Source organism: Fibrisoma limi BUZ 3, assembly GCF_000296815.2.
Taxonomy (GTDB): Bacteria; Bacteroidota; Bacteroidia; order Cytophagales; family Spirosomataceae; genus Fibrisoma; species Fibrisoma limi.
On sequence record NZ_CAIT01000005.1, the window covers coordinates 146,068 to 164,883 of the forward strand.

The following is an 18,816-nucleotide window of genomic DNA, read 5'->3' on the forward strand; positions in this document are numbered from 1 at the left end:
GGTTAAACGGCGTAATCTCAGTACTGACGTATGCAATTCTCCCACCTCCACTGCCACACGCAATACTCCCTGCTCGACGGGCAAGCCGACATTAAGAAACTGGTCAAAAAGGCCAAAGCGGATAATATGCCCGCCGTTGCCATCACTGACCACGGTAATATGTTCGGTGTGTTTGAGTTCGTGGCCGAAGCCAGCAAACAGGGCATCAAGCCCATCGTTGGCTGCGAGTTCTACGTGGTAGAAGATCATACCCGCAAGCAGTTTACCAAAGAGGTCAAGGACGTTCGCTACCACCAGTTGTTGCTGGCTAAGAACCCGCAGGGGTACAAAAACCTGGCGAAACTCTGCTCGCTGGGGTACATGGAGGGCTTGTACGGCAAGTACCCGCGTATTACCAAAGCCCTGATCGACCAGTATAAAGAGGGGCTGATTGCGACTACGTGCTGCATCGGAGCCATTGTACCGAAAACGATCCTTAAAAAAGGAGAAGCGGAAGGCGAAAAAGAGTTTAAATGGTGGCTCGATCGCTTTGGTGAGGACTACTACGTTGAACTTCAGCGCCATGATATACCCGATCAGATCAAAGCCAACGAGGTGCTGGTCAAGTTTGCCCGTAAGTACAACGTCAAGATCATTGCGTCGAACGATTCGCACTACGTGGACCGCGACGACTGGGTTGCTCATGATATTCTGCTGTGCGTGAACACCGGCGAAAAGCTGGCGACGCCCTCCGAAAAAGAATTCAACGACGAAGAAGGACCCAAGAAAGGTACCCGATTCGCGTTCTTCTCCGACCAGTTCTATTTCAAGAACACCCAGGAGATGACCACGCTGTTTCACGACTTACCCGAAGCCATAGACAATACTAACGAGATTGTCGACAAGGTAGAAGTGCTGAAACTCAAGCGGGACATTCTGCTGCCTAACTTCCCCATCCCACGTGAATTTCAGCTCCACGACGATGACGTAGCCAATCAGTGGGAGTATCTGAAACACCTCACGTTCGAAGGAGCCAAAAAACGGTGGGGTGAGATCGATCAAAAAGCACAGGAACGGCTTGATTTTGAGTTGTTTACGATAAAGACGATGGGCTTCGCCGGTTACTTCCTGATCGTCGCTGACTTTATCAAAGCGGGTCGGGATCTGGGCGTGATGGTGGGGCCGGGGCGGGGCTCAGCGGCCGGTAGCGCGGTGGCCTACTGCATCGGTATTACCAACATCGACCCCATCAAATACGATCTGCTGTTCGAGCGTTTCCTGAACCCCGACCGGAAGTCAATGCCCGATATTGATACGGACTTCGACGACGAAGGCCGTCAACGGGTAATCGACTACGTGGTTGATAAGTACGGCAAGCAGCAGGTGGCGGCCATTGTTACGTATGGTACCATGGCGGCTAAATCGGCCATTAAGGACGTAGGGCGGGTGATGGACTTGCCGCTGCCGGATGCCAATGCCCTGGCGAAACTCGTGCCGGATAAGCCGACCTATAATATGACCCTGAGACGGATTTTTGAAGATCCGATTGATGGCCCCGGCGGACTGGCAAATATTATTCAGCCTGAAGAGGTTGATAATGTAAAGAAGATGCGGGCGCTCGAAGCCGGTGACCAAAGCGTGGGGCGGGCCATGAAACTGATCGATACGGAGAAAGTTCAGAACGTATTGCAACAGGCGCGTCGGCTGGAAGGTACTGTTCGGAACACGGGCGTTCACGCGGCCGGGATCATCATTGCGCCCGACGATCTGTCGAACATCGTGCCGGTCTCTACGTCAAAAGATACCAACCTCATCATCACCCAATATGAGGGTAAGGTGATTGAGGATGCGGGCGTTATCAAGATGGACTTCCTGGGGTTGCGCAACCTGACGATCATCAAGGAGTGCCTGCGGCTTATCAAGCAAAATCACGGTGGATTAATAATCAATGGGGTTGAAACGGATATCGACGATATTCCGCTTGACGATCCGAAAGCCTACGAACTGTTCCAGCGGGGCGAAACCAACGCTATCTTCCAGTTCGAATCCGACGGTATGAAAAAGCACATGAAGGACCTGAAGCCTGACCGCTTTGAGGACCTCATTGCTATGAACGCCCTGTACCGTCCGGGCCCGATTCAGTACATCCCGAACTACATTAACCGGAAGCACGGCCGTGAGGAGGTCAAATACGACCTACCCGAAATGGAGGAGTTTCTGGCCGATACGTATGGCATTACGGTCTATCAGGAGCAATTGATGCTCCTCTCGCAGAAGCTCGGCAACTTTACCAAAGGCGACGCTGACGTACTGCGGAAGGCAATGGGTAAGAAGCAGAAGGACGTGCTCGACAAGATGAAGGGCAAGTTTATGGACGGCTGCTCAGCCAACGGCCTGAACCTGAAAATCTGCGAGAAAGTCTGGAGCGACTGGGAGGCCTTTGCTTCCTATGCCTTTAACAAGTCGCACTCGACCTGCTACGCGTTTGTGGCGTATCAGACGGCTTACCTTAAAACGTACTACCCATCGGAGTACATGGCGGCCGTCCTGACAAGCTGCCTTGGTAACATTGAAAAAATCACGTTCTTCCTGGAGGAGTGTAAAAATCTGGGTATTCCGGTGCTCGGCCCCGATGTCAACGAATCGGAGCGGGTGTTTGGCGTAAACGCCAAAGGCGAAATCCGATTCGGTCTGGGTGGTATCAAAGGTGCCGGTGACGCGGCCGTGGAAGCCATCATTGAGGAGCGGCAGGCGGGTGGTCCGTATCAGGATATTTTCGACTTTGCCATCCGGGTTAACCTCCGGACGGTGAATAAGAAAACCCTCGAATCGCTGGCATATGCCGGAGCGTTCGACGCGTTGGATGAATACCATCGGGCGCAGTATTTCGATGTGCCGCCCACGGAAACCAGCCCCTTCCTGGAAAAAATTATCCGGTATGCCAACAACTACCACGCCGAGAAAGCCGCGGCCCAACAATCGTTGTTTGGCGCGCTGACGGGGGGCGAGCCGATGCTGCCGCGTCCTAAAGCGCCGGTGGTGCAGGAATGGAACCAGATTGAGAAACTCAAGTTTGAGAAGGACGTAGTTGGTTTCTACATCACCGGTCACCCGCTCGATGAGTTTAAGCTCGAACTGGAAGGGTTCTGCAACTGTACGCTGGATAAGTTATACGAGACGCGCCAACCCGAAATCAAGGTCGGTGGTATCGTATCAGCGGTGCAGACGAAGATTGCCCGGAATGGTAATCCCTTCATGATCTTCAAGTTTGAGGACTATAGTACCTCTGTCGAGATGACCCTGTTCGGCGACGACTATGTACGGATGGCGCAGTACGTGGAGGTGGGTCGCTTCCTGCACATAACGGGTAAGACGCAAAACCGCTGGAACTCCGACCAACTGGAGTTCAAGCCGACAAGTATGCGGCTGCTCAGTGAGATGCGCGATAAGTTCTGTAAAGAGCTACGTGTCTCGTTATCGCTGGATTCCGTAAATGCTCAACTGATCGCTAAGATAACAGAACTGATAAACGCGCACCCCGGTACGTGTACATTGCTACTGAACGTAGCCGACCCCATCGAGCGGATCGAGGTAAGTCTGCTGTCGCGGACAGTAAAGGTTGCCCCATCTAATACGTTGCTGCGGGCGCTGGATAGCCTGGACGGGGTGACATGCAAGGTGGCGTAATGGAGAAATATGATCTGCTTAACCTGTAAAATGGGCACTCCTGAGCCGGGTTTAACCACTGTCACGTTGGAGAGAAACGGAGCTATAGTGGTTTTTAAAGACGTTCCGGCTCAAATCTGTGACAACTGTGGTGAAAAATATTTCGATGCGGATATAACTCGCCGACTGCTCACGCAGGTAGAAGACGCAGTGGCCAGGGGGGCTGAAGTTGAAGTTGTTCGTCTGCAAGCTGCTTAACGCCTGATACTATTAATACGGCTATACAGGTTTTGGAATCTATTAGCTCATGATCCGCACTATAGCCTAGCCGGAACTTATCCGTATTAAAACGGTTTATGGTGTAGAATCTTATTTACACACATAAAACTCGTTTAGTCATGGCAGCAGGATCACGCGCCTTTGAAGCAACTGACGCGAACTTTAACGATTTAATTAATTCCGATAAACCGGTATTGGTAGATTTCTGGGCCGAATGGTGTGGTCCTTGTAAAATGATCGGTCCGGTTGTAGAGCAACTGGCCGACGAATACGAAGGCAAAGCCGTTATCGCCAAAATGGACGTTGATCAGAACGCCCGCGTGCCGCAGCAATTCGGCATCCGCAGCATCCCGACACTGATGGTTTTCAAAAACGGTCAGTTGGTCGATAAAGTAATCGGTGCCGTACCGAAAAACATCCTGGAGCAGAAATTACAAGCCGCGCTGTAATCGGTAAAACATAGATGAAGCTGACCCCGGACGAATTAACGTCCGGGGTCAGCTTTTTTGTGGCAACTTAAACCAGATGAGGGTCAACAGTTTTTGTACCTTTGCGGTCCGGCTTTGGAAGCCAGTATGTTGCTAGTATGGAGGAAATTCTGAAGAGCGAACGGCTCACTAACTTGAAGTACGATATCCGGGGACCGGTCTACGAAAAGGCCCTCGAACTGGAAAGTCAGGGGTATAAAATCATCAGCCTGAACATTGGTAATCCTGCGCCTTTCGGTTTTGATACACCCGACGAAATTGTCCACGATATTATCCTGAATATCCGCAACGCGCAGGGCTATTCCGACTCACGCGGGTTGTTTGCGGCCCGCAAGGCGGTGATGCACCATACTCAGAACATCGGCCTGCCGGGTATAACCATCAATGACATCTTTATTGGAAACGGCGTTAGTGAGTTGATTCTGTTATCGATGCAGGCGCTGATTAACGAGGGCGATGAGGTGTTGGTACCTTCGCCGGATTATCCGCTCTGGACCACATCGGTAGCCCTTTGCGGTGGTCGGCCCGTTCATTACATCTGCGACGAAGCTGCCGACTGGAATCCCGATCTGGCCGATATTGAGCGTAAAATTACGCCCCGTACCCGGGCCGTTGTGGTTATCAACCCAAACAACCCGACCGGTGCTGTCTATGATAAGGCTGTACTGGAAGGCATTGCCCGCATCGCCGAAAAACACAAAATCATCGTGTTCTCGGACGAGATCTACGACAAGATTCTGTACGATGGGGCAACGCATCACCCCATCGCCAAAAATGTGCACGATACGTTATGCATTACGATGGGCGGGCTGTCCAAGAACTACCGGGCGGCTGGGTTTCGTGGTGGCTGGCTGATCCTGAGCGGAGCCAAGCAGAAGGCAAAATCATACATTGAAGGACTCACGTTGCTGGCCAGCATGCGGCTATGCGCGAACGTCCCGACGCAGTATGCGATCCAGACGGCGCTGGGGGGATACCAAAGCATCAACGATCTGATAGCGCCCAGTGGCCGGCTGCATAAGCAAATCATGCTGGCCTACGACCGAATGGTGGCCATTCCGGGCGTGTCGTGTGTGAAGCCCAAAGGGGCACTTTATATCTTTCCCAAACTTGATCTCGATCGTTTCCGGCTTGCCGACGATAACCAGTTTGTGTACGACCTGCTGACTGAGCAAAAGGTGCTGGTTGTGGCAGGAACGGGCTTTAACTACGTACACAACGACCATTTCCGTATCGTATGCCTGCCAACGGTTGACGAGTTGACGGTGGCGCTCGACCGCATCGAAGCGTTTCTGGAAAGCCGACGTATCGCGTAAGCCGATCAGCGGGTAACTACTCATTACGTTAACGGCAAATTAGGTGGGCGGACCACAATAATTACATAATACGCTACGGGAAACTTTCACCTGAAATATTCGTTATTACATTCCGCCTTGATGCAAATTACCGACGTGTATGGCTGACGTCAGTGAGCAGACGCGGGCGGTTTACAAATTAACCAAACAGTGTGTACGAGTTAGGACTCACCGTTTTTGCAGAAAGTATGGAAGAAACAAAAGAAAATGCAGCCGTTTCGGTGACATCAACATCGACGATGCAACGCTCAGAAACCCAGAGCCCAAACCAGATAGCCAAAGATCTACCAAAGCGTGACGAGTTACTTTTAACGCCCGACGAACAACGGATCAAGGAAGCCTTTCAGGACCGGAACTGGAACGAAGTTAAAACCGCCGACTCCTGGGTTATTTTTAAAGTAATGGCCGAGTTCGTTGAAGGTTTCGATAAACTGGCACAGATTGGCCCTTGTGTGTCCATTTTTGGATCAGCCCGGACCAGACCTGATAACCCGTATTACAAGATGGCCGAGGAGATTGCCGCCAAACTGGTTCGACACGGCTACGGTGTGATTACGGGTGGTGGTCCTGGTATCATGGAAGCCGGTAACAAAGGAGCTTTTGAACAAGGTGGTAAATCCGTTGGTCTGAATATCAAACTCCCGTTTGAACAGCATAGCAACATCTACATTGATCCGGACAAGAGTATCAATTTCGATTTCTTCTTTGTCCGGAAGGTCATGTTTGTCAAATATGCCCAGGGCTTTATTGTGATGCCGGGCGGTATGGGCACACTCGATGAACTTTTCGAGGCCATAACGTTGATCCAGACCAAGAAGATAGCCCGCTTCCCGATTGTGCTTGTTGGTCGGTCGTACTGGCAGGGTCTGATTGACTGGATCACGGAGGTTATGCTGGGCCAGGAACATAACATCAACCCCGAGGATATGAAACTGATCAGCCTGGTTGATACCCCAACCGAAGCCGTGGAGGTGATTGACGCGTTCTACGCCAAATACCTGCTGAAGCCTAATTTTTAGAAGGAGAAAAGGAGGAGGGGAGGAAAGGAGGAGGGAATCGCCCGGTAGCCATCCTTTTCTCCTTTCCTCCTTCCTGCTTTCCTCCTCAAAATTCTAGATACGGCGCTATCTTCTCGATCGTTTTGGCGTCCAGGATTCGAATCGGGCGGAGCGACTCCGCGGAGGTGTAGGCCCCGTGCTGTTCGCGGTACTTGACGATGATTTCGGCTTGCCGGCGCGACAGGAAGGGGTGCCGATCCAGGGCTTCGGCGGTGGCTGTGTTGACCGGTATTTTTCGTGGTGCCGACTGAATTTTACCAAACTTCTGCAACTCATCCAAAGCCAGCGAATCCAGGCCGTAAACGTCGTGGAATTGGTCAGTCGACACGAAGCCGCCCAGGGCATCGCGGAATTTAACGATTCGTCCGGCGAGCGTTGACCCAATACCTTTTAGCGCAATCAGTTGCGACGTATCGGCCGTGTTGATATCAAACGGCTGGAGGGCAGGTTTAGCTTTCTCCGGAAAGGAAGGTCTTTCCGAAGATCGACCCGATTCATTGGCATACGGCTTATCGCTGAACGCAGCGAAGCTCCTTTCTCCCTCCTCCTTTCCTCCCCTTCCTCCTTTCAAAACAATATACGGCTCCAACTGATCGTACAGGTCGGGCGGAAAGTCATAGATTTTCAGCAGATCTTCTTTTTTGCGAAACTGACCCCCTTTGCTACGGTATTTGTCGATACGCTCGGCCATCCAGCGCGGCAGACCCAGTTGCTGCCACTGCGTAACGCTCACTGTATTGGGGTCGAAGGGAAACAGTTTGGGCTCGCTGAAATGCTCAGCGGTGGTTCGGTTGCGGTCACTGGCGTAGTGGCTCTGGCGTTCGGCATCCTGCTTTGTCGTCTCCGTCTGCATCAGGGCTACCAGGCTGTCAAGTTTTCGCTGATCAGCGGCCGACGTATCGACAACGGTATCGGGCACAAGGTAGCGGTACAGAAAGGGAATAAGCAGGCAAAGCAGCGTTAGAAAAATCACGACGACAAAGCCCCGACTTTCTTTATGGGACATGCCGAAATAGTCGCGGATGAGCGACTGGAAGCGATTGAACATGAAAGTTATCGTTACGGTTGGTAAAATAAATTGGCAAGATAAGTGACTTAGAGAGTTGAAATCCAACCGGCGGGCAAATTAATTCAGTCGCTTATGTAATTTTGCCGCCACTATGACGACGAATACTCCAACAGCCGGCGCTCCGGCTACTTCGCTTCAGGACATTATTGGCCATGCCAAAGAATACGGCTTTGTATTTCCTTCTTCCGAAATCTACGACGGCCTTCAGGCTGTATACGATTACGGGCAGAACGGGGTAGAGCTGAAAAATAACCTTAAAACGCTGTGGTGGAAGGCCATGACGCAGCTCAACGACAATGTGGTTGGGATCGACGCGGCCATTTTTATGCACCCGCTGACGTGGAAGGCGTCGGGGCACGTGGACTCGTTCAACGACCCGATGATCGATAACCGGGATTCCAAAAAACGGTACCGCGCTGACCAACTGCTGGAAGGAAAAGCCGAAGAATATGCCGCTAATGGTCAGCCCGAGAAAGGGCAGGAACTGCTGCACGAAATGGGTCGGTTGCTGGATGCGGGCGATTTGAATGGTGTTCGGGAATTGATCATCAGCGAAGGCATTAAAGACCCCATTTCGGGCACGGATAACTGGACGGAAGTGCGTCAGTTCAACCTGATGTTCTCGACGCAGGTCGGTTCGGTGGCCGAAGATGCCAGTTTGATTTACCTTCGTCCCGAAACGGCGCAGGGTATTTTCGTTAACTTTCTGAACGTACAGAAAACCGGCCGGATGAAAGTGCCTTTTGGTATCGCTCAGATCGGTAAGGCGTTCCGGAATGAGATCGTGGCCCGGCAGTTTACGTTCCGGATGCGGGAGTTTGAGCAGATGGAGATGCAGTTCTTCGTCCGGCCCGGCACCGAAATGGAGTGGTACGAACGTTGGCGCGACACCCGGATGAAGTTTCACCAGGCGGTAGGGTTGCCGACTGAAAAGCTGAAGTTTCACATCCACGAGAAACTGGCGCACTACGCCAACGCGGCCGTTGATATTGAGTACCAGTTTCCGTTTGGCTTCCGCGAAATTGAAGGGATTCACTCGCGGACGGATTTTGACCTGAAAAGCCACCAGGAACTCTCGCGCAAGAAGCAGCAGTACTTTGATAATGACATTGATCCGGCGACGGGTAAGCCCTATGGCAACTACATCCCGTACGTAGTCGAAACATCGGTTGGGGCGGATCGGCTCTTTCTGGCGGTGTTCTGCAATGCCTATACCGAAGAAGTTGTTGGGGAAGGCGAAGACCAGAAAACGCGAACGTATCTGAAACTGCATCCGGCGCTGGCTCCGATCAAAGCGGCTGTGTTCCCGCTGGTGCGCAAAGACGGCCTGCCCGAAAAAGCCGAGCAGATCGTCAAGTCGCTACGGAGCGAGTTCCGGGTTGTTTACGAAGAACGCGACGCCATTGGTAAGCGCTACACCCGGCAGGACCTGATCGGAACGCCGTTCTGCATCGCCGTTGACTACCAGACGCTTGAAGACGATACCGTAACGATTCGCCACCGCGACACGACCCTTCAGGAGCGTGTTCATATCAACGAACTGAAAGCCCGCATCGGTCACGACGTGTCGATGGAACGGATATTGGAAAAACTGTAACTGATAGGATTTACATCCATTAGGGGGCTAACTAAACACCACCGTTTGGTTAGCCCCTTTGCTTTTTTCTGGGGTTGTGTCTCCCTTACAGCGCCCGATAGGTACGCACGTATTGCGAAGGCGTCTGGCCAGTAATCTCTTTAAACTGCCGGTTAAAATTTGACAGGGTGCGGAAGCCGCTGTCGAAGCTGATCTGCGTTACGTTCAGCCGGCCGTCGATCAGTAGTTTGCAGGCGTGGCCAATCCGCACTTCGGAGACAAAATCGAAGAACGTTTTGTTGGCGCGGGCCTTAAAATACCGGCAAAAAGCCGAGGGAGTCATCCCGGCCAGATCGGCAACCGTATCGAGGCAGATGGCATCGTGAAAATGGCTCAGCACATAGTCGTGAACCTGCTGCATCCGGTCCGTTTCCGAGGGCTTCACCGTGTTGGTATAACCAAGGCTGGTAATGAACCGGTGGTCGATTGCGCACGACAGGTCATTCAGCAGGGTTAGCAGCGTCAACAACCGACCGAAGCCGGCGGGCTGACGAACCAGTTCCTTCAACGCCGTTTCGGCCCGGCTGCGGGTGGAGCCCGGTTGAGTACCGCGCCATTCCAACCCACGTTTGGCGTAATCCATCAACTGGCGCAGGCGGGTCATTTCCTGTTTCTGAAAAAAATCGGTACCCAGAAAATCCTGCGTAAAATAAACCACGATCCCACGGGTCATCAGGCCCGATTGTTTGCAGAAATACGCCTTATCGCTCCGCCACAGGTGAGGCAGGTTGGGGCCGATCATTACGAGGTCTCCTTCGCCAAAAGGCGTAATCGAATCGCCGATAAACCGCGTACCGGTACCTTCTTCCACCAGAAATAGCTGGTAGTGTGGGTGAAAATGCCAGTTGGGATCAAAGTGCGGTTCGACCAGTTCCTTCACGGTGAACGAGGCCGCAACGGGTTCTAACTCTTTACGAAGGGCCGTTTTCATGAATCTTCCTGCTTTTTGACAGACGAAAGTATTGTTTCAGGCTGAGCGAGGTAAAATATAGTCAGTATTGGCTAAGAAAAGCCGAGTTACAAGCAGACCTACTCATTATGTTTGTAGTAATTAACGTAGCCAAAGTATGAATAAAATAGGTGTCAATCTGTTTTTATGGACAACGAGCATGGACGAGGACCTGTCTGACACCTTGCTGTTTCTAAAAAATTCGGGTTTTGATTTCGTTGAAGTGCCCATCAGCAATACGGATATTGCTAAGTGGGAACGTATTGGCGAGCAACTGGATGGACTGGGTCTTGAGCGGGTAGCCTGCTCTATCTGCGGGCCGGAGTATAGCCTGATCAGCCCGGATGCATCCGTTCGCCGGGCCGCCGTCGAACGACTCAAAGCGGTAATCGATTGCACCGTCGCTATGGGCGCAACGCTGCTGACCGGACCGTATCATTCGGGCTTCAAAACGTTCGCGGGGCGTCCGGCTACGAAGCAGGAATGGGCCTGGTCGGTGGAAGGGATGCGCGAAGTTGCCGACTATGCCGCTGGTCAGGGTGTAACGCTCGGTATTGAATACCTTAACCGTTTTGAAACGTACCTGCTGACCTGTACCGACGATCTGATTCGCTACGTTGAGGCCGTTGATCATCCGAACTGCCGGTTGATGTACGATACGTTCCACGCTAACATTGAAGAGAAAGACGTAGCCGAAGCCCTCCGCCAATCGGCTCCGTATCTGGTGCACGTCCAGATTTCTGAAAACGATCGGTCAACACCCGGCCAGGGCAATGTTGATTTTAATGGCGTGTTTCAAGTGCTGCGGGACATCGAGTACGACGGCACTATTTCCATCGAGGCCTTTGGTCTGACGCCTGCCGATCTGGCGGCTGCTGCGCACATTGTCCGGCCCATGTTCGAATCACCGGAGCAACTGGTCACCGATGGGCTGGCATTCATACAGAAAAAATTAGGCGTAGGTGTCGCTACGTCCGTGCAAGTCAATTTATAAACCCAACGAGTGCGCTTGCACTTGTCCTACATTTAACCAGTCAAATGCAGAAAGTTAACATTGCTATTGTTGGTCTCGGTTTCGGCGCAGAGTTCATCCCGATTTATCAGCGTCACCCGCACACGAATATGTACGCCATCTGTCAGCGTAACGTCGAGAACCTGAACAAGGTCGGCGACGCGTTCGGCATCGAAAAGCGCTACAGTAATTACGACGAACTGCTTAAAGACGAGGCCGTCGATGCCGTTCATATCAACTCACCGATTCCAAACCACGCCGAACAGAGCATAAAAGCCCTGCGGGCCGGCAAGCACGTCGCCTGCACCGTACCAATGGCCACTACGGTTGACGAGTGCATGGAAATCGTGAAGGCGTGCAAAGAGTCGGGCAAGAAGTATATGATGATGGAGACGGTGGTATACAGCCGTGAGTTTCTGTTCGTTAAGGAATTATATGAGAAAGGCGAACTCGGCAAGGTGCAGTTTCTGAAAGCCAGCCACCAGCAGGACATGGACGGTTGGCCGGACTACTGGCCTGGTCTGCCGCCGATGCACTATGCGACGCACTGCGTTGGTCCGGTGGCGGGTTTGCTCAGGCTCGAAGCTGATTACGTTTCGTGCTTCGGTTCGGGAACCATCCGGGAGGAACTGGCCAAGATTCACAATTCGCCCTTTGCCATTGAATCGGCGCATATCAAGTTCAAGGATAGCGATCTGTCGGCCTACGTGTATCGGTCGCTGTTCGATGTTGCGCGCCAGTACCGCGAAAGCTTCGAGGTGTATGGCTCGCAGAAGTCGTTTGAATGGCCGCTGATTGAGGGTGAAGAGGCTGTGGTTCATACCGCCAAAAAGGCCGAGCACGAAATTCCGGAGCGCGTAACGGTGCCTGACTACGCCCACCTGCTTCCCGAAGAAATCCGGCAGTTTACGATGAAGGGCGTGTACGATATGGATGAGCAGCACCTGTCATTTGTGCAGGGTAGCGGCCACGGCGGTTCGCACCCGCACCTGGCGCATGAATTTGTGATGGCAATTGTCGAGGACCGTGACCCTTTCCCGAACGCAGCTCAGTCGGCCAACTGGACGAGCGTGGGTATTCTGGCGCACGAGTCGGCGATGAACGGCGGCAAGCTGATGAATATCCCGGATTTTGTGAACGTATAACCCTTAAACACAGCGGTGACGGAGATGCAGGCAGCGACTTGGCTCCGTGATACCTCTGTTTTCTCTGTGTTTACAATGAAAAAACTCATTCTTTTCTCGCTCATTGCGGCAGGCGGTTTGCTTACCCAATGCGCCCGCCAGTCGGGCAGTAATACGTCGGTCCGGTCAAATACTACGGCGGAGAATCAGGCCGCCGACGATCGGCCGCGCCGGACTGAAATTCTGTTTCTGGGCGACAACGGCCACCACAAACCCATTGAGCGGGTACCGCAACTGATGGCTGCGCTGGGAAGCAAAGGCATCAATATCACGTACACGGATCGGCTCGAAGACCTGAACCCGGAGAACCTGAACAAGTACGACGGTCTGCTGATCTTCGCCAACTGGGACAGCATTCCGAAGCCGCAGGAAAAAGCCCTGCTCGACTACGTGTCGGCCGGCCACGGGCTGATTCCGGTTCACTGCGCGTCGTTTTGCTTCCGCAACTCTGCTGAGTACGTCGATAAAGTGGTTGGTGGCCAGTTCTGGCGGCACCGGATGGATACGATCCAGACCCGGTTCACGCAGCCTGAGCATCCGGCCGTAATGGGGCTACAGTCGTTCAAAGCCTACGACGAAACGTACCTGCACAGTCATCTACAGGCCGACAACAACGTGCTGGCGGTTCGCGAGATTAAAGCCGATCAGGCCAAGGACAAGCCCAATGTTAAGGAAGAACCGTATACCTGGACCCGGACGTATGGCAAAGGTCGTGTGTTCTACACCGCCTACGGCCACGACGAACGGACCTGGAGCCAGCCGGGCTTTCAGCAGTTGCTGGAAAAAGGTATTCTCTGGGCGGTTGGCGATAAGGTGAAGAAGCTGCACGATGACCTTAAACCGCAGCCGTTTGCGTATCACGAAGCCCAACTGCCGAACTACGAAAAGCGCCCTGGAGCGCAGTTGCAGCAGAAGCCGCTGTCGCCGGAGGAGTCGATGAAGCACATTCAGGTGCCGGTCGATTTCACGCTTGATCTGTTTGCTCAGGAGCCGAATGTGATGCACCCTATTGCTATGGCATGGGATGAACGTGGCCGGTTGTTTGTGCTGATCACCAAGGATTATCCGAACGAGCGTAAGCCGGGCGGTGGCTCTGACTACATCGTTATCTGCGAGGATACCGACAAAGACGGCAAGGCCGATAAGTTCACCAACTTTGCCGAGGGGCTGAGCATTCCGACCGGGATGGTGTTTGCCAACGGCGGGCTGATCGTATCGCAGGCCCCGCACATGCTGTTCCTGAAAGACACGAACGGCGACGACAAGGCCGACGAGAAAAAGATTCTGTTCACTGGTTTCGGTACGTTCGATACGCACGCCGGGCCGAGCAATCTGCACTACGGCTTCGACAACTGGATCTGGGGCAGCGTTGGGTACTCAGGTTTCAATGGCAAGGTGGGCGACGCCGACAGCCTGCGGTTTGGCCAGGGCTTCTTCCGCTTCAAACCCGACGGCTCGAAACTGGAATACGTCACCAATACGTCGAATAATACCTGGGGACTGGCCTTTAACGAAACCGGCGATGTGTTCGGCTCAACGGCCAACAACTCGCACGGCTGGTACATGGCTATTCCGAATCGGTATTTCAAAGGAGCGCCCAACGGTAGCCGGGGCACGGATACGCACAAGGACATGAAGCCGATTACGGAGAAGGTCCGGCAGGTCGACGTATTCGGGGGCTTCACGGCCGCTGCGGGCCATAACTTCTACACGGCGCGCTCGTTCCCGAAGAAATACTGGAACAAGATTGCGTTCGTAAGCGAACCGACTGGCCATATCGTGCACCAGAACATCATGGAGAAACACGGTACGGATTTCGAGGATATTGATGGCTTCAACCTCATGGCGGGTGCTGACGAGTGGTTCGCGCCGGTATTTGCCGAAGTTGGTCCCGACGGTGCGGTGTGGGTGGTCGACTGGTACAGCTTCATCATCCAACACAATCCAACCCCGAAGGGCTTCCAGAATGGGTCGGGTAACGCCTACGAAACCAATCTGCGCGACTTTACACACGGCCGCATCTACCGCGTGGGCTACAAGAATGCTCCGGCCTATACGCCCATGACGCTGAGCAATGATCGCCCGCAGGAGCTGGTAGCTGCTTTGAAAAATAAGAACATGTTCTGGCGGATGCACGCCCAGCGGATGCTGGTTGAGCGCGGTCAGAAAGATGTTGTTCCGCAACTGATCGAGTTGGTCAAAGACCAGTCGGTCGATGAGATCGGTATCAATCCGGCGGCTATCCACGCGCTGTGGACGCTAAAAGGGCTCGATGCAGACATGACAGCCCTGGATGCCAACCTGGTCGCGTCGGCGCTCAAGCACCCGTGCCCCGGCGTTCGCAAAACCATGGTGCAGGTAATACCGCGTACTGAAGCCGGTGCTACCATGCTGCTTCAGGCCAACGCACTGAACGATAAAGAGCCGCTAGTGGTCCTGAATACGTTGCTGGCCATGTCGGAAATGCCGCTGTCGGCAAACGCAGAAACAGCCATCCTGGCCCGGCTTAACCAGGCTACGGAAAACGACGACCGCTGGCTACCCGATGCTTTCGCGTGTGTGATGACCAGCCACGGCGGTCGGTTGATGCAGGCCTACATGAAGCAGGTATCGACCGGAGCGGTTACCAAACCCGCCATGCACGACCACTCGTCGATGAGTCACGGCGCTGCATCCACCGCATCCGCTCCGACTGATATGGTAGCCAGTACGTCGACGGCACCGATGGTAAGCAAATCGCAGGGCAACCAGCCGGATCTGGTCATTACGAAGATCACGGCCGATCCGAAGTCGCCGTTCGTACGGGAAACATCCCGCATCGCGATTGAGGTCACAAACCAGGGCGGTGGCGCCGTACCGAAAGGAACGGTTACGCCCCTAAGCATCCGAATCGAAGGGCCGGGCCGCAAGATCGATATGGTCAGTCTGGTTCATAACGCGGGCATTGCGCCGGGCGAGACGGTGACCATCACGAAAAATACGAACGGTCCGTGGACAGGTGACATCACGTTCCAAGCCGAACAGGCCGGTGATTTCAACGTTACTGTTACGGTCGACAAGGACAACCAGATTGCCGAGGGGAACGAAGCTAACAACACGATGCGGCAGAAGCTCGTGTATCGGCAGCCACAGAAACTGGCTACGTTTGCGCTGGAGCGGGCCGCCCGCAGTTACGCAGCAGCCGCTCCTGCCGATTCGGTGGTTGCCATGCTTCGTCAGGCACAGAAGCTGAATCCGGATGACGGCCAGGCGCTCATCAAAGGACTGTCGGAAGGCTGGAATCCGCGTCGTAAGGGAACCGTTTCCGACGAATCCAAAACGTTTTTGGTTAGTCTGAACAATGCCTTGCCCGAAGATGGCCGTAACCGCTTGAACCGGCTGATGCAGGCATGGGGGCTACGTTCTGCCGACGATGATATTGACCCGAACGCCGAAGTGATCCGGATCAAGTCGGTACGGGAAGCCATGAAGTTCGACAAGAAAGAATTTACGGTAACAGCGGGCAAAACGATCGTCGTTGTGTTTGAAAATCCGGACGCGATGCAGCACAACATCGTGATCGGCAAGCCTAAGTCACTGGAGGTAATCGGAGCCGCGGCCGACAAACTGATTACCGCTAAGGACGGGGCTGAAAAAAGCTACGTCCCGTCGATTCCGCAGGTGATTGCCGCATCGCCGTTGGTGAATCCTGACCAGACGTACCGGCTTACGTTCAAAGCGCCGGATCAGGTTGGTGACTATCCGTTCGTCTGTACCTTCCCTGGCCACTGGCGGCTGATGAACGGGGTGATGCGGGTGATGAAAGCAGGACAAGCGATCAACGCGAAGTAAACCGGCTGAGATTTCGTAAGGCGCTGGCAATGCAAATTGACCAGCGCCTTTTCTTGTCAGGCACGCTGCCGGGAAGCAGACGTAGGGGACGAGGTTGTTACCGGGGCTAGTAACGAAGCAGTGGGAACCTGAATCATAAATTCACTGCCTTCGCCTACCGTGCTTCGTACATTGATCTTCCACTGGTGCGACTGAACGATGCGCTGAACGTAGCTCAGGCCAAGTCCAAAGCCTTTTACACTCGGCTGGTTATCATTATGGACCCGAAAAAACGGATGAAAGATACGCATCTGCAAATGCGCCGGAATGCCCACACCCCGGTCGCTGATCGCGATCAGTAATCCATCGGGGTTAATCTCCGTGTGTATGGTGATTTCCGGCTGGCCGGTGCTGTATTTGACCGCATTATCCAGTAGGTTGTGCAATACGTTGGTCAGGTGGAGCCGATCGGCCAGCAGCCGCATTTCGGGCGCCATCAGACACAAGCGTACGTAGTCTTCGTACCGCTCCGATACCGACCGCAGCAGCAAATGGATGGAAATCGGCTCCGGATTCAGAATTAACGTATTGCGATCGGCCCGGGCCAGGGTGAGCATGGTTTCGACCTGGTGCTGCAGTCGCTCGGTCTCTTCGCGGATGATCCGCATGTATTTCTCCGTGCGCTCGGGCTGGTTTCGGGCAATGGGTGAATCCAGAATGTCGGACGCCATCCGGATGGCGGCAATCGGGGTTTGAAATTCATGCACGATGGCGTGCAATACTTCCGTCTGCACGGCCGAGCGCTGTCTCCACCGCAGCAGACACCAGAGCGCGTAGGCCAGTAACACCTGCGAAACGACTGCAAGCAGAAACACCGCCACCCACCTTGACGAACCGATCAGGCGTGGACTTGTCGGTACGGACGAAGGCCAATTAAGATACAGTAGCCCCGCCGTGAGTGCTGACAATAGTAAAGCAAAAGTTAGTAAAGATATTATAGTAGAGCGTTGAACCATAGAATCGGCAACTAAGGATGCTAAATGTACTCAAACCCGCTAGAGAATACTGAGTCTATTAACGATTAGTACAAGTTCGGTTACGTAAATGTCCATATAAAATGATCATAAAAGCAAGAGCCTGAGAGAAAAAAAGCCCGCCAGGGGGCGGGCTTCATAACCAGTAAGTGGTTATTTTTTTGTTAAGCGTTATCAGTCGACGACGGTTCGGTTGCGTTGGCGGGTGCCTGTGTAGTCGTGTCGACGGTAACTGGCGTCGATACCGACGGCTTGCGGTTGGCGGGTGCAGGCTTGGGGGCCGGGGTGGTGCTGCGGTTCCGAGCCGGAGCTGGACGCGGTTCCGGTTTGGTTGGCTTAGGGGTTTCGGTCGACTGGCCGTTCGTCTGGGCAACGGGTGTCACGTCTTCCTTCGCTTTTTTGTTGGCCGATCGCTGGGCGTTCTTGTCGGCTTTTTCAGCGTTTTTCTTGGCCTTCTTCTGATCCTTTTTGGCCTTTACGTCCGCCTTTTTAGCCGGGTCTTTTGCCTTTTTCTTCTCGTCTTTGGAGAGCAATTTCGTCAATTTCTTAGCCAACTTTTCGGCTGATTTTTCAATTGACTTCTTGATCTTTTTGCTGGACTCACCAGCTTCACTGAGTTTAGATTCGATTGAGTGAATGATGTCGGAAGCCAGCGCCTGTTGTTTCGTTTTTGTTTCTTTGTTTGCCATGATTTAAAATGGAAAAATTTGCAAATGACTACGCTTTATTCCGGATATTCAAAAATTCTATGTTAAGTTTTTGTTACATTTTGGATAAAATTCCAGCAGACAATTCCAGCGCTGACAGCTACGTTGAGGGAGTGCTTGGTGCCGAATTGAGGGATTTCCAGCACAATGTCGGCGGTATTAATAACGGCATCGCTGACTCCCGTTACCTCATTGCCTAACACGAATGCGTACTTTTTGTTGACGGCCGGCTCAAAATTCAGTAGCGAAGTACTACCCTCCGCCTGTTCAATTGCGGCAATTACCCAACCCTCCGATTGCAGTTGTTTCGTCAGGGAAGAGACATCGGGCGCGTAGGTCCAGGCGACTGATTCCGTAGCGCCCAGCGCCGTTTTGGTAATGTCGCGGTGGGGAGGGACACCGGTGATACCGCACAGGTATATCATCTCGGCCCGAAAGGCATCAGCCGTCCGGAAAACGGAACCTACGTTGTTAAGACTACGTATATCGTCCAGAATCAGGCAGAAAGGGAATTTAGTGGCTTGCTTGAAGGCATCAACCGACAAGCGGTTTAATTCATCGACGCTTACTTTTCGGGGCATGTTGTGTAA

General features: G+C 53.2%; 14 protein-coding genes. 9 read left to right on the forward strand and 5 right to left on the reverse strand.

Features of this window, described 5'->3' with window-relative positions; all coding sequences use genetic code 11:
• Window positions 1–30: 30 nt before the first annotated feature.
• The 5 genes from dnaE to BN8_RS05425 all read left to right on the forward strand — a co-directional run bounded on the left by dnaE (window position 31) and on the right by BN8_RS05425 (window position 6,786).
• A complete protein-coding gene (gene dnaE, locus BN8_RS05405) occupies window positions 31–3,666 on the forward strand; it encodes a DNA polymerase III subunit alpha (RefSeq protein ID WP_009280806.1) in 3,636 nt (1,211 codons plus the stop codon).
• Between the two features lie 9 nt (window positions 3,667–3,675).
• Window positions 3,676–3,903, forward strand: coding sequence for a type II toxin-antitoxin system MqsA family antitoxin (locus BN8_RS05410; RefSeq protein ID WP_040005471.1), 228 nt, complete (start codon window positions 3,676–3,678; stop codon window positions 3,901–3,903).
• A 140-nt stretch (window positions 3,904–4,043) separates the two neighbouring features.
• On the forward strand, window positions 4,044–4,373 hold the full coding sequence (trxA, locus tag BN8_RS05415) for a thioredoxin (protein ID WP_009280807.1): 330 nt from the start codon (window positions 4,044–4,046) through the stop codon (window positions 4,371–4,373).
• A gap of 137 nt (window positions 4,374–4,510) precedes the next feature.
• Window positions 4,511–5,728 carry a pyridoxal phosphate-dependent aminotransferase gene (locus BN8_RS05420; protein WP_009280808.1) on the forward strand — a complete coding sequence of 406 codons (1,218 nt, stop codon included), beginning with the start codon at window positions 4,511–4,513 and terminating at the stop codon, window positions 5,726–5,728.
• Window positions 5,729–5,955: 227 nt separating this feature from the next.
• Entirely contained in the window at window positions 5,956–6,786 is an 831-nt protein-coding gene (locus tag BN8_RS05425) for an LOG family protein (RefSeq protein WP_009280809.1), read from the forward strand.
• Between the two features lie 85 nt (window positions 6,787–6,871).
• Here BN8_RS05425 and BN8_RS05430 read toward each other — a convergent pair whose 3' ends face one another.
• Window positions 6,872–7,873: a ComEA family DNA-binding protein gene (locus BN8_RS05430; RefSeq protein WP_009280810.1), complete on the reverse strand. Its 1,002-nt coding sequence runs from the start codon at window positions 7,871–7,873 to the stop codon at window positions 6,872–6,874.
• A 112-nt stretch (window positions 7,874–7,985) separates the two neighbouring features.
• Between BN8_RS05430 and BN8_RS05435 the strand changes: the two genes are divergently transcribed.
• On the forward strand, window positions 7,986–9,491 hold the full coding sequence (locus BN8_RS05435) for a glycine--tRNA ligase (protein ID WP_009280811.1): 1,506 nt from the start codon (window positions 7,986–7,988) through the stop codon (window positions 9,489–9,491).
• An 85-nt stretch (window positions 9,492–9,576) separates the two neighbouring features.
• Here BN8_RS05435 and BN8_RS05440 read toward each other — a convergent pair whose 3' ends face one another.
• The gene (locus tag BN8_RS05440) at window positions 9,577–10,461 is read right to left on the reverse strand and encodes an AraC family transcriptional regulator (RefSeq protein ID WP_009280812.1); all 885 of its coding nucleotides are present in this window, start codon (window positions 10,459–10,461) and stop codon (window positions 9,577–9,579) included.
• A gap of 136 nt (window positions 10,462–10,597) precedes the next feature.
• Between BN8_RS05440 and BN8_RS05445 the strand changes: the two genes are divergently transcribed.
• The 3 genes from BN8_RS05445 to BN8_RS05455 all read left to right on the forward strand — a co-directional run bounded on the left by BN8_RS05445 (window position 10,598) and on the right by BN8_RS05455 (window position 16,506).
• Complete coding sequence (locus BN8_RS05445; protein ID WP_009280813.1) at window positions 10,598–11,473, forward strand: sugar phosphate isomerase/epimerase family protein; 876 nt, start codon at window positions 10,598–10,600, stop codon at window positions 11,471–11,473.
• A gap of 44 nt (window positions 11,474–11,517) precedes the next feature.
• Window positions 11,518–12,636: a Gfo/Idh/MocA family protein gene (locus BN8_RS05450; protein WP_009280814.1), complete on the forward strand. Its 1,119-nt coding sequence runs from the start codon at window positions 11,518–11,520 to the stop codon at window positions 12,634–12,636.
• A 75-nt stretch (window positions 12,637–12,711) separates the two neighbouring features.
• Window positions 12,712–16,506, forward strand: a complete 3,795-nt coding sequence (locus BN8_RS05455; RefSeq protein WP_040005472.1) for a PVC-type heme-binding CxxCH protein — start codon at window positions 12,712–12,714, stop codon at window positions 16,504–16,506.
• 56 nt (window positions 16,507–16,562) lie between these two features.
• Here the strand turns inward: BN8_RS05455 and BN8_RS05460 are convergent, their stop codons facing one another.
• From BN8_RS05460 to BN8_RS05470, 3 genes are all read right to left on the reverse strand, one after another.
• The gene (locus BN8_RS05460; RefSeq protein WP_229367752.1) at window positions 16,563–17,453 is read right to left on the reverse strand and encodes a sensor histidine kinase; all 891 of its coding nucleotides are present in this window, start codon (window positions 17,451–17,453) and stop codon (window positions 16,563–16,565) included.
• A 230-nt stretch (window positions 17,454–17,683) separates the two neighbouring features.
• Window positions 17,684–18,208: a hypothetical protein gene (locus BN8_RS05465; protein WP_009280817.1), complete on the reverse strand. Its 525-nt coding sequence runs from the start codon at window positions 18,206–18,208 to the stop codon at window positions 17,684–17,686.
• 62 nt (window positions 18,209–18,270) lie between these two features.
• On the reverse strand, window positions 18,271–18,807 hold the full coding sequence (locus tag BN8_RS05470; protein WP_009280818.1) for a TrmH family RNA methyltransferase: 537 nt from the start codon (window positions 18,805–18,807) through the stop codon (window positions 18,271–18,273).
• Window positions 18,808–18,816: the final 9 nt, after the last annotated feature.